Origin of the sequence: Streptomyces sp. NPDC001292 (assembly GCF_042896465.1) — a bacterium.
GTDB lineage: Bacteria > Actinomycetota > Actinomycetes > Streptomycetales > Streptomycetaceae > Streptomyces.
This window is the reverse complement of the sequence record NZ_JBIAXG010000039.1, coordinates 1-14,827: the sequence shown is the minus strand read 5'-3', so window position 1 is coordinate 14,827 and position 14,827 is coordinate 1. Positions and strand designations below refer to the sequence as shown.

The 14,827-nt window shown below is 70.1% G+C and carries 13 protein-coding genes and 1 pseudogene; 7 read left to right on the top strand and 7 right to left on the bottom strand.

All coding sequences use genetic code 11. The annotated features are described in order from the left end of the window. Window positions 1-122: 122 nt before the first annotated feature. Window positions 123-505 (bottom strand): annotated as a pseudogene (locus ACFY4A_RS31855) (transposase); the annotation flags it as partial. Between ACFY4A_RS31855 and ACFY4A_RS31850 the strand changes: the two are divergent. Continuing rightward, a complete protein-coding gene (locus ACFY4A_RS31850; RefSeq protein WP_390832791.1) occupies window positions 459-1,316 on the top strand; it encodes a transposase in 858 nt (285 codons plus the stop codon). The pseudogene ACFY4A_RS31855 and the gene ACFY4A_RS31850 overlap by 47 nt on opposite strands. A gap of 235 nt (window positions 1,317-1,551) precedes the next feature. Then, window positions 1,552-1,692 (top strand): hypothetical protein, encoded by a 141-nt coding sequence (locus tag ACFY4A_RS31845; protein WP_390832790.1) that lies wholly within the window; start codon window positions 1,552-1,554, stop codon window positions 1,690-1,692. Between the two features lie 53 nt (window positions 1,693-1,745). Here the strand turns inward: ACFY4A_RS31845 and ACFY4A_RS31840 are convergent, their stop codons facing one another. The 4 genes from ACFY4A_RS31840 to ACFY4A_RS31825 all read right to left on the bottom strand — a co-directional run bounded on the left by ACFY4A_RS31840 (window position 1,746) and on the right by ACFY4A_RS31825 (window position 5,850). Further along, window positions 1,746-2,636 (bottom strand): nucleoside hydrolase, encoded by an 891-nt coding sequence (locus tag ACFY4A_RS31840; protein WP_390832789.1) that lies wholly within the window; start codon window positions 2,634-2,636, stop codon window positions 1,746-1,748. A 78-nt stretch (window positions 2,637-2,714) separates the two neighbouring features. After that, complete coding sequence (locus ACFY4A_RS31835) at window positions 2,715-3,581, bottom strand: carbohydrate ABC transporter permease (RefSeq protein WP_390832788.1); 867 nt, start codon at window positions 3,579-3,581, stop codon at window positions 2,715-2,717. 2 nt (window positions 3,582-3,583) lie between these two features. Beyond that, window positions 3,584-4,528, bottom strand: coding sequence for a carbohydrate ABC transporter permease (locus tag ACFY4A_RS31830; RefSeq protein ID WP_390832787.1), 945 nt, complete (start codon window positions 4,526-4,528; stop codon window positions 3,584-3,586). Continuing rightward, window positions 4,525-5,850, bottom strand: coding sequence for an ABC transporter substrate-binding protein (locus ACFY4A_RS31825; RefSeq protein ID WP_390832786.1), 1,326 nt, complete (start codon window positions 5,848-5,850; stop codon window positions 4,525-4,527). Before ACFY4A_RS31825 ends, ACFY4A_RS31830 begins: the two co-directional genes overlap by 4 nt. 203 nt (window positions 5,851-6,053) lie before the next feature. Here ACFY4A_RS31825 and ACFY4A_RS31820 point away from each other — a divergent pair, with 203 nt between their 5' ends. The 5 genes from ACFY4A_RS31820 (at window position 6,054) to ACFY4A_RS31800 (ending at window position 11,168) form a co-directional block, all read left to right on the top strand. Further along, window positions 6,054-7,061 (top strand): LacI family DNA-binding transcriptional regulator, encoded by a 1,008-nt coding sequence (locus ACFY4A_RS31820; RefSeq protein WP_390832785.1) that lies wholly within the window; start codon window positions 6,054-6,056, stop codon window positions 7,059-7,061. An 899-nt stretch (window positions 7,062-7,960) separates the two neighbouring features. Beyond that, window positions 7,961-9,808 carry a DUF2637 domain-containing protein gene (locus ACFY4A_RS31815; RefSeq protein ID WP_390832784.1) on the top strand — a complete coding sequence of 616 codons (1,848 nt, stop codon included), beginning with the start codon at window positions 7,961-7,963 and terminating at the stop codon, window positions 9,806-9,808. Between the two features lie 141 nt (window positions 9,809-9,949). After that, window positions 9,950-10,114 carry a hypothetical protein gene (locus ACFY4A_RS31810; protein WP_390832783.1) on the top strand — a complete coding sequence of 55 codons (165 nt, stop codon included), beginning with the start codon at window positions 9,950-9,952 and terminating at the stop codon, window positions 10,112-10,114. A 365-nt stretch (window positions 10,115-10,479) separates the two neighbouring features. Beyond that, window positions 10,480-10,866, top strand: coding sequence for a type II toxin-antitoxin system RelE/ParE family toxin (locus ACFY4A_RS31805; protein ID WP_383063709.1), 387 nt, complete (start codon window positions 10,480-10,482; stop codon window positions 10,864-10,866). Beyond that, window positions 10,863-11,168, top strand: coding sequence for a helix-turn-helix domain-containing protein (locus ACFY4A_RS31800; RefSeq protein ID WP_383063712.1), 306 nt, complete (start codon window positions 10,863-10,865; stop codon window positions 11,166-11,168). Before ACFY4A_RS31805 ends, ACFY4A_RS31800 begins: the two co-directional genes overlap by 4 nt. Window positions 11,169-11,351: 183 nt before the next feature. Here the strand turns inward: ACFY4A_RS31800 and ACFY4A_RS31795 are convergent, their stop codons facing one another. Further along, a complete protein-coding gene (locus ACFY4A_RS31795; RefSeq protein ID WP_390832782.1) occupies window positions 11,352-11,453 on the bottom strand; it encodes a VOC family protein in 102 nt (33 codons plus the stop codon). A 7-nt stretch (window positions 11,454-11,460) separates the two neighbouring features. Beyond that, entirely contained in the window at window positions 11,461-14,613 is a 3,153-nt protein-coding gene (locus ACFY4A_RS31790; protein WP_390832781.1) for a hypothetical protein, read from the bottom strand. Window positions 14,614-14,827: the final 214 nt, after the last annotated feature.

The window sequence follows — 14,827 nt, the reverse complement described above, 5'->3', positions numbered from 1 at the left end:
TGGAATGTGGAGCTCCTCGAACTCCTGCCTGCCACCAAGTGGACTCGCTACTCGGTGCTGCTCGCCCACTCCAAGGCGGCTCTCAAAGCAGCACCTGCACCGGCTGCGGCAGTTTCACCGCACACCCATGTGCGTCCAGCCACTGGGTGAAACCCACGGGTATCCGGGTTTCTGTTGACGACTTCGACGTCGATTCCGAGGCGGGCACCGTGCTCGACGACGGCGTTCTTGAAGCCGGTGTCGGCCCAACTCTTGGAGGTGGTCGGGTATTTCTCCTTCGCCTGGTCGAGGAGGCGCATTCCCAGGGCGTTCTCCGAGAGGCCGGCGTCGGTGACGGTCACGGCTGGATGAGGCCGATCGTGTCCGTGAGGATGCCGCGCTTCCTCCCGACGATCTTCTTGGCCACGTCCGTTCCCTGGCTGGTCAGGGGGACGTTGTCGGAGGTCTTCACGCTCTGGGTGTCGAGCACGGAGGCGGTCGGCGCGGGCTTGCGCCTCAACCGCACGGTGTGGTCCAAGCTGACCGCCGCCCTGACCCCGCTGGCCTTGGTGCGTCCCGCGGTCTCCTCGCTGACGCGGGCCAGGCGCAGGGTGGGGGCCGCACCCCTGCGGCGTCTGTTCGAGACGCTTGCCGGACCCGTCGCCCGCCCCGGGCAGGCCGGGTCCTTCTACGGGGGCCTGCGCACGGTGGGCCGTCGACGGGACCCTGTTGCACACCCTCGACGACGAGACGCTCACCTGGCGCTACCCCAAGCGGGCCGGGGGAGCCTGGAGTTCGGCTATCCGCTCCTGCGGCTGCTGGCCTTGGTCGAGTGCGGTACCCGCGCGCTCATAGCCGCCGCCTTCGGGCCGGAGTCCGAGGGTGAACTCCCCTATGCCAAGCGGCTTCTGACCGCCCTGGATGACAGGATGCTCCTGCTGGCCGACGCGGCCTTCGACGGCAACGAGTTCCTTGATGCCGTCCATCAGAGCGGGGCACGGTTCCTGGTGCGCTCCGGGGCCCGCCGCGTGCCCACTCCCGCCGAGCACCTGGGCGACGGCTCCTACATCGCCCGCATCGGCTACGGCGTCCTGCGGATACTGCTGCCGGTATGCGTGATCGAGGCGACTCTCACCCTCACCATGGCCGATGGCACCGTCCGCACCGAGCAGTGGCGGCTGATCACAAACCTGCTGGACCCCGTCCGTTTCCCGGCCGCCGAGCTCGTTGATCTCTATCACCGCAGGTGGCAGGCGGAAACCACGTATTTCTCGATCAAGGCCACCATGCTCGACGGCCGCGTCCTGCGCTCCCGCAGCATCGATGGCCTCGACTAGGAGGTCTACGTCCTGCTCACCGCCTACCAGGCTCTGATCCGCGCCGGCGACGACGCCCTGACCAGACGACCGGAACTACCCATGGAGCGGATCAGTTTCACCGCCCCCTGCTGGCCGCCGCAACCGACACTGTCACCGCCGGCATGGAATCTTCCCCGGCACCCTCATCGACCTGGTCGGCACAATCGGCCACGCCGCCCTGGACGACCTCCTGCCCGCCCACCGACGGCAACGAGTGAAGGCCCGCACCCGCAAGAACCCCACCAGCAAGTACGGCCCGAACGCCGGACAACACCCCACGACCAGCCAGAACTACACCGTCCACACCGTCGTCACGTTCTTCGAGCACGGACTTGCGAACCGCTCACGGAAGTAAACGCAACGGTGTTGTCCTGCAAGTAGCCGATTGATCACGACGTCACACAGACCCTAGGAGATGACGGACTCGGTTCCGGCCCTCTCGATACGGCTCACGATCTCCTCGGCGACCGCGTCCAGGTCGGCGTCCATGACAAGGCGGACCGGGCCATCCGAGTCGCGGTGGAAGGCGGTACGGCCTTCGTCGTCGACCGTGACCGTGCCGTTTGCGGTCTCGTACAACTCTGGGCAGAGCATCGACAGGGCGGTGATCGGGTCGTGCGGGACGCTCCAGCCCTCGCCTGTGAACCCGGTCCAGGCGTCGATCTCGCGGGCGAGGGCAGCACCGTAGGTGCCGGCGGCGCGGATGCGTTCGATGCCGTCGCGGCCGATGCGGACCCTGCGGGTGATCTCCAGGCCGGTGATCACGGTCGGGATGCCGGAGGCGAAGACGGTGCGGGCGGCCGTGATGTCACTGACGATGTTGTGCTCGGGCCCGGCGCCGGGCGCAAAATGGCCGCCCATGAGATAGAGGGTGCGTACGGCCGGGGCGAAGCCCGGTTCGTGGGTGATGGCGCGGGCGAGATTGGCCTGCGGGGCGATGCCCATGATGTCGAGTTCGCCGGGGCGGGCGAGGACGGCGGCGGCGAGGAAGCGGTGAGCGGGGACGTCGTTGCGTACGGGCTCGGACTCCAGATCGGTGAAGGCCCGGCCCTCGTGTCCGGCCCACCAGACCTCCGTTCCGGAGAGGGTCTCCTCCGCTCCGGGCACCACGGTCAGGTCGTGCCCGGCGAGGGCGGCGAGGCGGTGGGCGAGGCGGGCGCGCAGCAGGGTGTCGCCGTAGACGGTGGTGACGGCCTCGAGGCGGACCTGCTCGGGCGAGCCGAGCAGGACGCCGAGCGCGAGAGCGTCGTCGACGTCGCTGCCGATGTCAGTGTCCAGGAGGAGGTGGTGGAGAGTCATATGTGTCCTTGTACGTGTGCGGGACCCGTGGGCCGGCGTCCTGCGGCAGGACGGACGGCGGGGGTCGGTGGGCGGTGGCTACTTGAGGCCGCTGCTCGCGATGGACTGGGTGAAGTGGCGCTGCAGCCGCAGCAGTACGACGAGCGGGATGAGAGTGAGGACGACGGCGGCCGCGAAGACCTGTCCGTAGTCGACGACCATCTGCCCCTGCAGGGTGCCGAGCGCGATGGGGCCGAGTTGCTTGGCGGGTTCGGTGCCGATGAGCAGGGGCCACATGTACGACTGCCACTGGAAGGTGAACAGGGTGAGTCCGGCGCCGACGAGCGCGGGCCGTGACAGCGGCAGGTAGACGCGGGTGAAGACTCCCCACCAGCTGAGGCCGTCGATGCGGGCGGCTTCGACGAGTTCCCTCGGGACGGCGAGGAAGAACTGGCGCAGCAGGAAGATGGCCAGGCCGTTGCCTATGCCGGGCAGGATGAGACCCGCGTACGTGTTCTGCAGGTCCCAGGAACGGAAGAGCGAGGACAGGGGGATCGCGATCGCATCGAACGGGATCATGAAGCTGAGCAGGATCACCGCGAAGACCAGACCTCTGCCCCGGAACGCGAAGACGGACAGTCCGAACGCGGCGCTGGCCGAGACCAGCAGGCCCAGCGCCACGGTGACGGCGGCGACCAGCACGGAGTTGAGGACGGCCCGGCCGAAGTCGCCCTGGAAGAGGGTGACGTAGTTGTCGAGCGTGGTGTCGGCGGGGATGAGGCTGCGCCAGGACAGGTCGTCGAGGCTCGCGAGGACCTGGGAGCCGGGGCGCAGGGAGCCCGCGAGCACCCACAACAGCGGCAGCGCGAAGAGCACGCCGATCACCACGGCGGCGATCACCGGCATGTGCCGGGCCGGCGAGAGCCGCCTCGGCGTACCCGGGGCGGAGTGGTGGAGGGTCGTCATGGCTACTCCTCGCCCTTGCCCTGCATCAGCCGGTACTGCACGGCGACGACGGCGAGGGTGAGCGCGACGAGCAGCACCACCTCGGCCTGGGCGTAGTGGATGTCGCCGACGCTGTAGGCGCGGCGGAAGACGTCGTACATGAGCAGGTTGGTGGATCCCTCGGGGCCACCGCTGGTGAGCAACTGGACCGGCGCGAACACCAGGAAGTTGGAGACGGTGTCGGCGACGAGCACGAAGGCGAGCGGTCGGCGCAGCAGGGGCAGTGTGACGTGCACGAAGCGCTGCCAGGCGTTCGCGCCGTCCATGGCGGCGGCGTCGTAGCACTCCTGCGGGATGTCCTGCAGGCCGGCGATGAGGAACGTCATCCAGTATCCGACACCGACCCACGACATCAGCACGATCAGTGCGTAGAGCGCCTGGGAGGGGCTGGTCAGGAATGGCTGGGACGGGAGGCCGAGAACGCCGAGGGCCGCGTTGAGCGGGCCTTCGGGCCGGTAGAGGATGCCCCAGATCACGGCGGAGACCGCGGGCGGCACCGCGATCGGCGCGAAGACGAGGGAGCGCCACAGGCGTGCGCCTGCGAAGCGCCGGTTGAACAGGACGGCGAGGCCGAGCGCGCACAGCACTTGGAGCGGGTTGACGATTAGGCTGAACAACAGCGTGACGCGCACGCTCTGCCAGAACTGCGGATCGCCGAACAGGTCGCCGTAGTTGTCGAGGCCGACGAAGCGGGTGACGCCGTCGACGAGACTGTGGTGGCGTAGGCTGTCGACGACCGCCAGCCCTGCGGGCAGCAGGCGCAGCACGAGGAGCGCGAGCAGTGCGGGGGCCAGGAAGGCGAGCGCGGTGCGGGCCTGGGAGCGGGGCCGTCGGCGGCGCGCCGGGATCTGGATCTCGGCGGCCGGGGCTGCCGAATCCTCGCCGGCCTTGGCGGTGGTGGTGGTCATCGCAGTCGCTCCCAGGTGCGTACGAGCTCGTCCGAGGCCTTGGCGAGGCGGGCCTCGACCGGTGAACCGTTGCGGATGTCGGAGAAGGCCGATGCCAGTACGGTCTCGAACTGGGTGTAGCCGATGGAGCGCGGGCGGCTGACGGCCGTGTGCTCCAGCTCGTATCGCATGATCGCGGCGACGCCCTCGGTGGACCGCGTGGCCTTCTTCTCCAGGCCGGCCGCGTACTGCTCGAAAGCGGTGCGGTGGGAGGGGATGAGTGGCGAGGCGGCGACCGTGGCGAGGCTTCCGGAGGTGGTCAGTGTCGCGTACTCCATGAAGCGCAGGCCCAGGTTCTGGCGGCTGCTGTACGGGTTGATGCCCCATGACCAGGAGTCGGTCGGGGTGACGGGGCGGCCGCCCTCGAAGTACGGCTGCGGGGCTGTCCCCCAGGTGAGGTTCTTGAGCGTGGCGAACGAGCCCAGGTTCCAGGGGCCGCCGACGAAGAACGGCACCCGGCCGGCGGTGAACAGGGAGGACAGTTGGAAGGACGTGATGCCGCGCGGAGAGAGGCCGTCGGCGAAGAGCTTGCCGTACCAGCGCATGGCGCGCTGCCAGCCGTCCGTGGTGACGGCGGGTGTGAGCATGTCCCTGCCAGTGATGCCGGATCCGCCGCCGAGGGACTCGACCAGCGGTTGCAGGCCGTAGTAGGCGTCCGTCTGCTCCAGGACCAGGGCGTAGTCGCAACCCGCCCGCTTCATCGCGCGGCGCCCCGCGTCCAGGGTCTTCTCCCAGGTCCAGCGCTTGGCGGGGTCGGCGGAAGGGACGTCCACGCCCGCCTTCTTCAGCAGGTCTGCGTTGTAGAAGAGGTACTGGGTGGACGTCCATACCGGCAATGAACGCAGGGTGCCGTTCCAGGAGCTGATCTCGTACTGCTCCTCGGTGACGGCCGCGCGGGCCCGTCCGCTCACCGGGGTGAGGTCGGTGAGGAAGCCGCGGGCGCTCAGCGCGGGGATGCGCGGCTGGTCGACGCAGTAGACGTCGATGGCCGAGTCCTTGGCGGACAGGCGCAGCTGGAGGACGTCGTTGAGCTGGGCGGGCGGTACGGCGGTGTACGCCACGCGCACTCCGGGGTGGGCCTTCTCGAAACCGTGGATCACCGGCGCGAACGTCGCGGGGGTCTCGGGCCCGAGGAATCGCACCGTTCCTCGGGAGGGACCGGAGGCGCCGGAGGCACCTGACGAGGAACACCCGGTGAGGACGCCGCCGGACGCGGCGGCGAGGGCGGTGCCGAGCAGCCTTCTGCGACTGAGGGAGCGCGCGGGGCTCAGGGCACGGTTCATGGCGCCCACTGTGCATCGCGAAGTGCCCCTGGAACGGGAGCTGTGACCATCATGTATCCAAATCGTTTTGCATAGCAGAGTGGGAGGCGGGACCATGTCCATAGCGCCTCGGTGCCGAGTACACTACAAAACGTTTTGCGTCCTGGGTAGAGTGAAGCCGAACACGGCGCCGCCGGTGCGCCACGAACCTTCGGGAGGCGGATGTGAGCTCGGGCCGCGTCAAGATCGTGGACGTGGCAGCCGCCGCCGGAGTCAGCGTTACGACGGTGTCGCACGTGATCAGCGGGCGACGTCCCGTCTCGGCGGCCACCCGCGCCCGGGTCGAGGACGCGGTGCGGCGCCTGGGCTACCAGGCGGATCCATCGGCGCGCGGGCTGCGCACCCAGCGCACCGACACCATCGGGCTCGTGGTGCCGGACATCACCAACCCGTTCAACACTGAGTTGGCGGCGGGCATCCAGGCCATCGCGTACGCGCGCGACCTGCTCACCGTGGTCTGTGAGGCGCCCATGGCGGGCGGCCCCCAACTCCCCTCCGTACTCAAACAGTTGGCAGCTCGTCGACTGGACGGCATCGTGCTCGGGCGGTTCGGCGCGCGACGCGCGGACCTCGACCTGATCGCCGGTTCCGGCGCGCGGCTCGTCAGGCTCGGCACCCGGATCGCCGACGGCCCCGGCGACGTGGTGCGCGGCGCCGAGACCGAGGGCATGCGCGACCTGGTCCGGTACCTGGCCGTCGAGCGCGGCTACCGGAGGATCGGATTTATCGGCGGCGAGCAGGACGTCGAGCCGGGAGGCGAACGGTACGAGGGCTACCGCCAGGCCCTCGGCGAGGCGGGCCGCCCCGTGCCCGAGGAGCTGACCGCGTGGACCGGCTTCACCTGGGAGGGCGGGCGCGTCGGCGCGGCCCACCTGCTCGATGCCGTCGAGCCGCCGGACGCCGTCGTGTGCGCCAACGACCTCATCGCGATCGGGGCACTGGACGTGGCCCGGGCGCGCGGCCTGGACGTGCCGGGCCGACTGGCCGTCGCGGGTTATGACGACATCGACGCGGCGTCGATGGTCGCCCCGGCTCTGACGACGGTGCTCAATCCGGCGCGGGAGATCGGCCGCAGCGCGGCCCGGCTGTTGATCGACCGCCTCGACGGGGACACCGGGCCGGCCCGCGAGATCGTCCTCGCGCATCAGGTGGTGCGGCGCGCCTCCGCATGACCGGTCACGGCCCGGTCGGCGGTCTCGGGCTCTCGCCGGTCTCGAGGCCTCGGCGGTCTCGGCAGGTCGGAGGCTGACGCGAAGGCCGGTCTGATCGTCGATGGCTGCCACATGCCCTACGGGCCAGCCCCGGCTCCATGAACATCTTCCGGCAGGTCGGCACGGTCGCGGTCTTCGGCGCCTGGTCGCGGGATCCGGCTCATCCTCGACGGGCTGCCGCATCAGCGTGATCAGCGCGGCGGCGCCGCTCGTGCTCAGCGCCGCGACCGTGTAGGCCACCCTTCGCCGGGGGCGGCGGGGACCGGGCCGGGAGGCGGCGACCAGAGGTCGTCGGAGTGCCGGTCCGACGGTGCTGCGATGATGTGATCGGACGGCACGGCCCGCGCGGGGCTGTCTGCCGTGTTCTCGCGCAGGGCCGTGATGGCGTTCACTACCGGCGCGGTCGTACCGGCTCCTGCCTTGGGCGGTTGCTGTGGTAGGAGCCGGAGCAGCGCTCGCGTTCGTCTTGGGGTGTCGGGGCGGTGCGGTGACGCAGCCGGGGTGGTGGAGCCGCCAGGCCAGGGCGTCGCCGGCTCGAGTCGGCGACGTTCCGGGCGGATGAGTTTTTCGACAAGGGCCGTCTCCTGTTCCTGTGCGAGGCGGCCCGGGTAAACCTGAAGGCCGCCGCTGGCAGTGTCCGGTCGTGATCGGCCTCCGGGAAGCATACGGTCCTTGATCTGTTATCAGGGTTGCATTCGCGTTTTCTGCTCTGGGCGGCGGCCGGTTTGTTGCGGGGTTGGTCGGACTGGGACCTCAAAATTGCCCCGAGCGGTGGCTGGTTGTGGGAGTGTGGGAACGGTTCGGTTGTGAAGTGCAAACCGGGGAGCGGGATGCGTGCGGGTCGGGGTCAAGTGTTCGTTGTGACCCGAGCGCATCGGGTCCTGATCGGTGTGGTGGTGGCCGGTGCGGTGGTCATTGCCGGGATCGGTTTCGCCGGCTCGTACGCGGCGGTCCGCGAACTGGCGGTGGAGAAGGGTTTTGGTGCCTTTGCCTATGTCTTCCCCATTGGCATCGACGCCGGCATCTGCGTCTTGCTGGCCCTGGACCTCTTACTGACCTGGATTCGCATCCCCTTCCCCTTGCTCCGGCAGACGGCCTGGCTCCTGACGGCCGCCACGATCGCTTTCAACGGGGCGGCGGCCTGGCCTGATCCGCTGGGTGTGGGCATGCACGCGGTGATTCCAGTCCTGTTTGTGGTGGCGGTGGAGGCGGCCCGGCACGCGATCGGTCGTATCGCCGACATCACCGCCGACAAGCACATGGAGGGCGTTCGCCTGACCCGCTGGCTTCTGTCGCCCGTGCCCACGTTCCTTCTGTGGCGCCGTATGAAGCTGTGGGAGCTCCGCTCCTACGACCAGGTCATCAAGCTCGAACAGGAGCGCCTCGTTTACCAGGCGAGCCTCCGGTCCCGCTTCGGCCGTGCCTGGCGGCGCAAGGCCCCGGTGGAGTCGCTGATGCCGCTCCGTCTGGCCCGCTACGGCGTCCCCTTGGCCGAGACGGCTACGGCCGGGCTGGCTGCCGCGGGCATTGACGAGCCGCCGATTCAGTTCACCGTCGAGCGGACCCCGATTCCGGCGCAGCGGCCAAGCCCCGAACTCGAGGCCGTCGTCGACCAGGAGAGGGAACCGGCGCAGGTGCGCGGCGTGCAGCCCCAGCCGGTGGAGCAGCCGCGAACCGCACACCCAAAGCAGCCGCACGACCTTGCGGGCGAAGGGAACGCCCAACACCTTGCAGGCGCCTATCAGGACTGGATGGCCGCCTTCGGATTCGAGCCAACGAGCGCGCAGTTCGCTCTGTGGCTCAAAGACCAGTACGGCATCGCCACCGCGGCCGGCGGGCCACTGTCCGACGAGCAACTCCAACCCCTGCTGCAGCTTCTCAAGCGGCGTGACACGCCCTCAGCTGATAATGGGACCGAACCCCAAGCCCCGCACGACGCGGACGACGGATGGGGTGACTACTTCTACAACGCCTGGCTCGCGTACGCGCGGGAACACGGGGCCTACCCTGATGCCGTCGCCCTTGCCGCGTACGTCTACGAGCGGGACCAGATCACCGGCGCTAACGGCCGGCCCATCACGGGCGAGGACCTGGACTACTTCGTCGCGACCTTCCGGCAAGGCGAGTTCGACGACACGGAGCCGCCCGCCGACGAGGAAGCCTCCGACTCCGCCGCGCAGGCGCCCTCCGACGAGCCCCTCACGAACCCGTACGAGCCTGAGGAGGCACCGGCCGGCGCGGGCGCGCACCCCGCCAAGGAGAAGCGCAGTCCCAGGGTGCACGCGGCCATCGATGACTCGCCGGACGAGGACGACGTGACGGGGGAGCCTGCCGCGCTCACCACCGTCGACCGCTACTACCTCGCCTGGACCGAGTACGAGGCCGAGCACGGTGAGGAACCCAAGGCCGAGCGGCTCTCCGCCTACCTCGCAAGCAAGAAAGGCATGACCGGCCGCGGCGGAAAGCCGGTCAGCCCGTCCACCCTGCGTCGCTACCTCTTGCCATTCCGTGTCTACAACTTGTGGGTGGAACAGCGGGTGAGCAACGAAACCCCGTCGCTCGACGCCATTGCGCAGGAGTGTGCAGCCCACGGGATCACCGCGCAGCACAACAAGCCCCTCACCACCGGCTACATCGCCGAGCAGGCTGTCGACTTCGAGCGGCGCTGGCAGGCACTGATCCGCCACTACGCGCAGTCACAGCAGTGAGGGCCCGCCCCCGCTGCACAACCGGTTGTCCGATCGAGAGGAACCGCAGTCACCCCGGCATCGCGTAGCCGCGATGCCCATTGCGCAGTCAGTGCGCACAGCGGCCTCGTAGTGCGTCCCGTCCCCGAGACAGGAGGACCCGTGCGCGCCCTGCGTATCGCCCCCGACACCACCGTCACGGAACTTGGCCTGCCCGAGTCCGGTGCGCTCTCCGCGATCCGGGATCACATCGGAACGGCCAGTGCGGTTGATCAAGGCGTGTACCACCGTCGTGCACTCCTGCACCTGCACGGCGAGGGCCGGTGATCGGGCTTGGTTAGAACCTTGCGGTCTGGGCCCTGGCGAGCGCCTGACGCGATGCGCTCCTCTATCCCTTGCACGGCCCCGTCGTCCTGACCGGCTGTGCGGGAGACGGGGGAGTGGCAGCCCTGGGCGACGGACCTGGTGCAGCAGGCCCGCACCGTCACGCTGAGCGTCCGCGAGACTTTGGCGGTTGCAGGAGGCGGCCTCCCGCATCGGACGAGGCCGCCCGTCCACGAGCTCCTTGCCTACGTCGAGAGACGTCAGCCCCAGGGCTTGCGGGGGAGCAGTCGCGGCAACGCGGTCGCCCGTTCCAGCCTCGGTGGGGGCGTTCTGGGCGTCGGCACCGCGCCTGGTATATGATTTTTGTTATGGGTGGTGGGCGATACGAGATCGAGCTTGAACCCGAGGTTCGACAGTGGCTGGAATCGCTGCCGCCTGCTGACTATCTGCGCGTGATGAAGCTGGCCGACTACCTCGCCGACCATGCCGAGACCCTCGGCGAGCCGCAGACACGCCACCTGGGCGGCAAGCTCCGCGAACTGCGGTTTTCCTTGCGAAGCAGTGAGCAGCGCATCACGTACTGGCTCGCGCCCGGGCGGCGGATCGTGATGCTGACCGTGTTCCGCAAGACCCGCATGCGCGAGCAGGCGGAGGTCGACCGCGCTCACCAGGTCCAGCGGGAGTGCGAGGCCAGGCATCGCCCCGCCGACCGCCACGACGTGTACGACCGCACCGTGAAGGAGGAGGAGCTGTGAACCACGCCACCTGGATGACCCGCCGTGCCAAGGAACTCGCCGACCCGGCCACCCATCTGGGTCCAAAGGCCCAGGAGATTTACGACGAGACCGGCCTGGCCATCGAACTCGGCCGCTCGGTCTACCAGCGCCGCACCGAACTGGGCTGGTCCCAGGCCGAACTGGCCCGCCGCGCCGGGATGACCCAGCCCGCCATCGCCCGCCTGGAGAACAGTCTCACCTTGCCCTCCACCCGCACCCTGCTGCGCGTTGCCACGGCGCTAGGGCAGCCCCTCCACATCACCATCGGAGATGCGGCCTGAGGCTTGGTGCCGCAGGGGCATGCGGTCCGGCTCCTCAAGGAGCATGGTCTGCTGCGGCGTCTGCCCGAGCGGTCGGGTCCCGAACCGAGGCTCCACCCGGATCGCTGCCCTCAGGGGGATGCGGTGACCCGGCGGCGCACGGCTAGGGCAGAGGTCGGGGAGCGTTTTGGCCCTTTGCCAGCCTCAGGCCGAGGCTGCGGCGGCGCAGAACTCGTTGTCCTCCGGGTCGGCCATCACAACGTGGTGTCTGTCGAGCTCCTCCAGGACGGCCCCACCAGCCTTCACCAGCCGCTCAGACCGTGCCCGAGCCGCCCAGGAGCTCGTTGATGAGCTGGGAAGTCTCCGTCTCCAGCGAGCAGTCCAGATCCCGGTTGATCTGTTGCACGCGGGTGATCGCGGTGTGCAGTCCGGAGCGGTTCCCGCGCGCAGCCTCAAGACGCATCCAATCCCGATAGAGGAGCTCTGCCGTGGGGTCGACGTCGAGGCCGGTCGCGACGGCCTGGCGGGCGGCGTTGAGGTCGTGGTGGGGGCCTGCGGGGATGCGGTAGGTGGCCACGGTGTGTGCGACGTCGGTGATCCGCGTGATCATTTCCTGAGCGTGGGGCTCGGCCCAGGGCAGCGGTCGGCCGCCGAACGGCTTGCCCCGCACGAGCGTCAGTGCCTTCTCCAGGTCGGTCAGGCCGGAGGGGCCCAGCGGTAGCGCGCGTTCGACGAGTTGGAGGATACGGCTCCAGTCGCAGCGCACGCCGGGAGCGAGCTGGTACGGGTCCTCGCCCGTCTTGCGGCGTGGCACGTAGGGGTGGCCGGCCGGGTCGCTGCCCAGACAGCTGCGCAGGCCCTGCATCCGCGCGTTGAGGGTGCTGGTCGACCAGGGGCTGACGGGGTCCATGTCCGCGCACAGCGCGTCCGCGCTGCGGCCGGGCCGGAAGTACAGCAGGGCGGCCAGTTGCGCCATTCTGGGGCCGTGGCCGGTGTTGTCCACGCCCGTCACCTCGACCGGTCCCAGGACCCGGATCTCCGGGGCGTGCAGGTCGTGCGCCTGGCACTCTTCCCCCTCCGGCACCGTGGGCTCCTCGAGGGCGGCCCCCGGGGCGTCAGCTTCCGCCGCGCTTGCCGGGTTGGTGGAGTCGGCAGCGGCCGGGGAGGCCGGGGCTGGAGACACCGCTGCTTCGGTGTTCGGTCCGGTTTCGTCGTTGAGCTGGGTCGACGATGCGGTGGGGGGGAGGAGGCGGGGCCCGGACGGGTCGGTGCTGGCGGCGAGCAGGGCCGGGAAGACCTCGCTGCTCACGTCCGTTGCCGCCGCCGGTGACGGGAGCGAGGCGGCGGTGGTTGCGGGCGTGGACTCCTGCGGCGACGCGTGCTCGGGTTGTTGCGCGCTGTCGAGCTCGTCGGGGACGTCTTTCCAGGGTCCCTCGGCTGGGTGGGGCGGCTGCCCGGACACCTTCAGCGCGGTGGTGATCTGGAGGTAGGCGGCGTGCTCGAGGCGCTGCACCGTGATGTTGGTGCCGGCGTAGTCGAGGGTCTGTGGGGCGCTGAGGGAGGCGTTGAGGATCTCTGCCCCGGGGAAGCGAGCGGCCGCCGTACTCGCCGGGGCGATCAGCGTGACGGGTACCGCCCCCGCCCGGTCGATCACGTCGGCGAACTGCCAGGCCGTGTCCTCGTCCAGGGCGGACGCGCACAGCAGCAGGTACGGCTGATGCTGGGTTTGGGGCAGCTGGTGTGCTTCCAGCAGGCGTTCGCTCAGGTCGCGCAGCGCGTGGACGGGCTGGCGCATGTGGGCGATCCGCGCGGTGGGCAGCAGCTGCGGCAGGTCCTCGCCGAACCCGACAGTGACGACCTCGACGTCCGTCCCCCACGGGCTCATCCCGAGTTCCAGGGCGAGCGAGGTGCACACCTCGGTGATGTGGACCGGGTTGCCGTCCAGCAGCAGCGCGGGCAGTTGCGTGAGGTTGAGCAGCAGCAGGTCGCCCGCCTCGGTGCTGCCGATCGTGACCAGCCCCGGATACGGTGCCGGCACCTCCCGGGCGGCCTCCTCGTCCAGGAGGGCGGCCTCGGCGGGCAGGACCCACCAGCCGTCCCGCCCGGCGGTGAACGGCGCCACCGGTTCCTGTGCGAGGTCCTCGGGCAGCACCTGAACCGCGCGGGTCCCGATCCGGGCGGCCCGCAGCGGCGGCACGACCGCGTCGGCCTCCTGCTGCTGGGCGACGTGGTGGGCCAGGGTCCGCAGCGCCACGTCCAGGCGGGCGGCGCCGCCGGGCTCGGCGGCCGCCGCCAACTGCGCCTCCGCCGGGGAGGTCTCCGCTGCGATGGCGATCTTCTCGCCCGGCTTGCGGCGTCGGCGCTGCAGCGTCCTGCGTAGGGCGAGCGCCCCGGTGATGGCAGCGGCGAGTAGAGCACCGGCGCCGAGCACGATGCGCAGGTTCAGCGGGCTGCTGGCCGGAGCCGTCGCCGGGGCCTCGGGCGTGGGGGAGGAGGCAGCGGAGCGGGACGGCTCGGCCGACGCCGACGGCGTGGCGGCAGAAGCCGAGGCGCTGGCGCTGGGCTCGGGCGTCGCGGACGCCGTTGCCGACGGTGAGGACTGATCCTGCCTGGACTGCTCGGGCGGACGACTGGACGGCGCGGTGGGCGCCGACGACTGCGGTGCAGGCGCCTGGGTCTGGCTGGGCACGGGCGCTGGTGCATCCCCCGTGCTGTCACCCGGCGTCTGCGTGCCGTCGGGGCCCTGGGTGGCCGGGCCAGTGGTCTCCTGGCTGCCCGACTCCTCACCGTGGCCCTGGCCTTGGGGCGGCTGATCGGTCTGGGTACCGGGCACGGTGACCTGCTGCCCCGCGTAGATGACGTCGGGGTTGGTGATCTCGGGCAGGCCGTGCGGCTGCGGCTTGCCCCGGCTGGCCTCGAACAGCCGCGGCCAGTCGTCGCCGTCGCCGAGCTCCTTCTCTGCGATCTTCGACAGGTAGTCGCCCGAGTGGACCGTGACGACGTGCCCGTCCTCTTCGCGGGCAGCCGGGGCGCTGTCACCCAGCTGCGTACGGACGCCTCCCGCAGCCGTGGCGGTCTCGGGCATCTGAAGCTGCCAGCCGGGCTGCAGAAAGCTATTCGCGCGGAAGACCGTGCCGTCGGCCATGGTCCGTCCCTCGTTCAGGTCGGCGATCTCCCGCCACCGCTCGCCGTCCCCCAACTCCCGCTCGGCAATGCCCCACAGGCTCTCCGCGGGCCGCGTCTCGCGCACCGTGTACGTACGCGACGCCGACGTGCTCGCGGAGGATGCGGGTGAGCCCTGGTCGGCTTGGGCGGCGGCCTGCGGGGCATGAACCTCCTGACCCGGCACAAGACCCGCCGTGGGAGCCGGCGCGGCCTGGGCATCAAAGGCCAGCGCCGAACCCGTGGGCAGCAGCACCAGGATGCTGCCGATCAGCAGGGCCGCGGCGCGCTGCGAGGCACCCATCCCCCGCGGGGCGTGCCAGGCCCGGCCCCGCAGCTGTGCGATCAGAAGCCGTTATCAAAGCGATCTTGCAGCTTGAAGATCGGACGGGAGTGCGGGTCTCGCTCCCGTTTGGATGATCACGGACTGGTCAGCGCATGAGGGAAGGGCCTCCTGCGTAGCTCGGAGATGTCGAGTCACCAAGCACTCAGGAGGCCCAGGTGCCACAGTCTTCCGC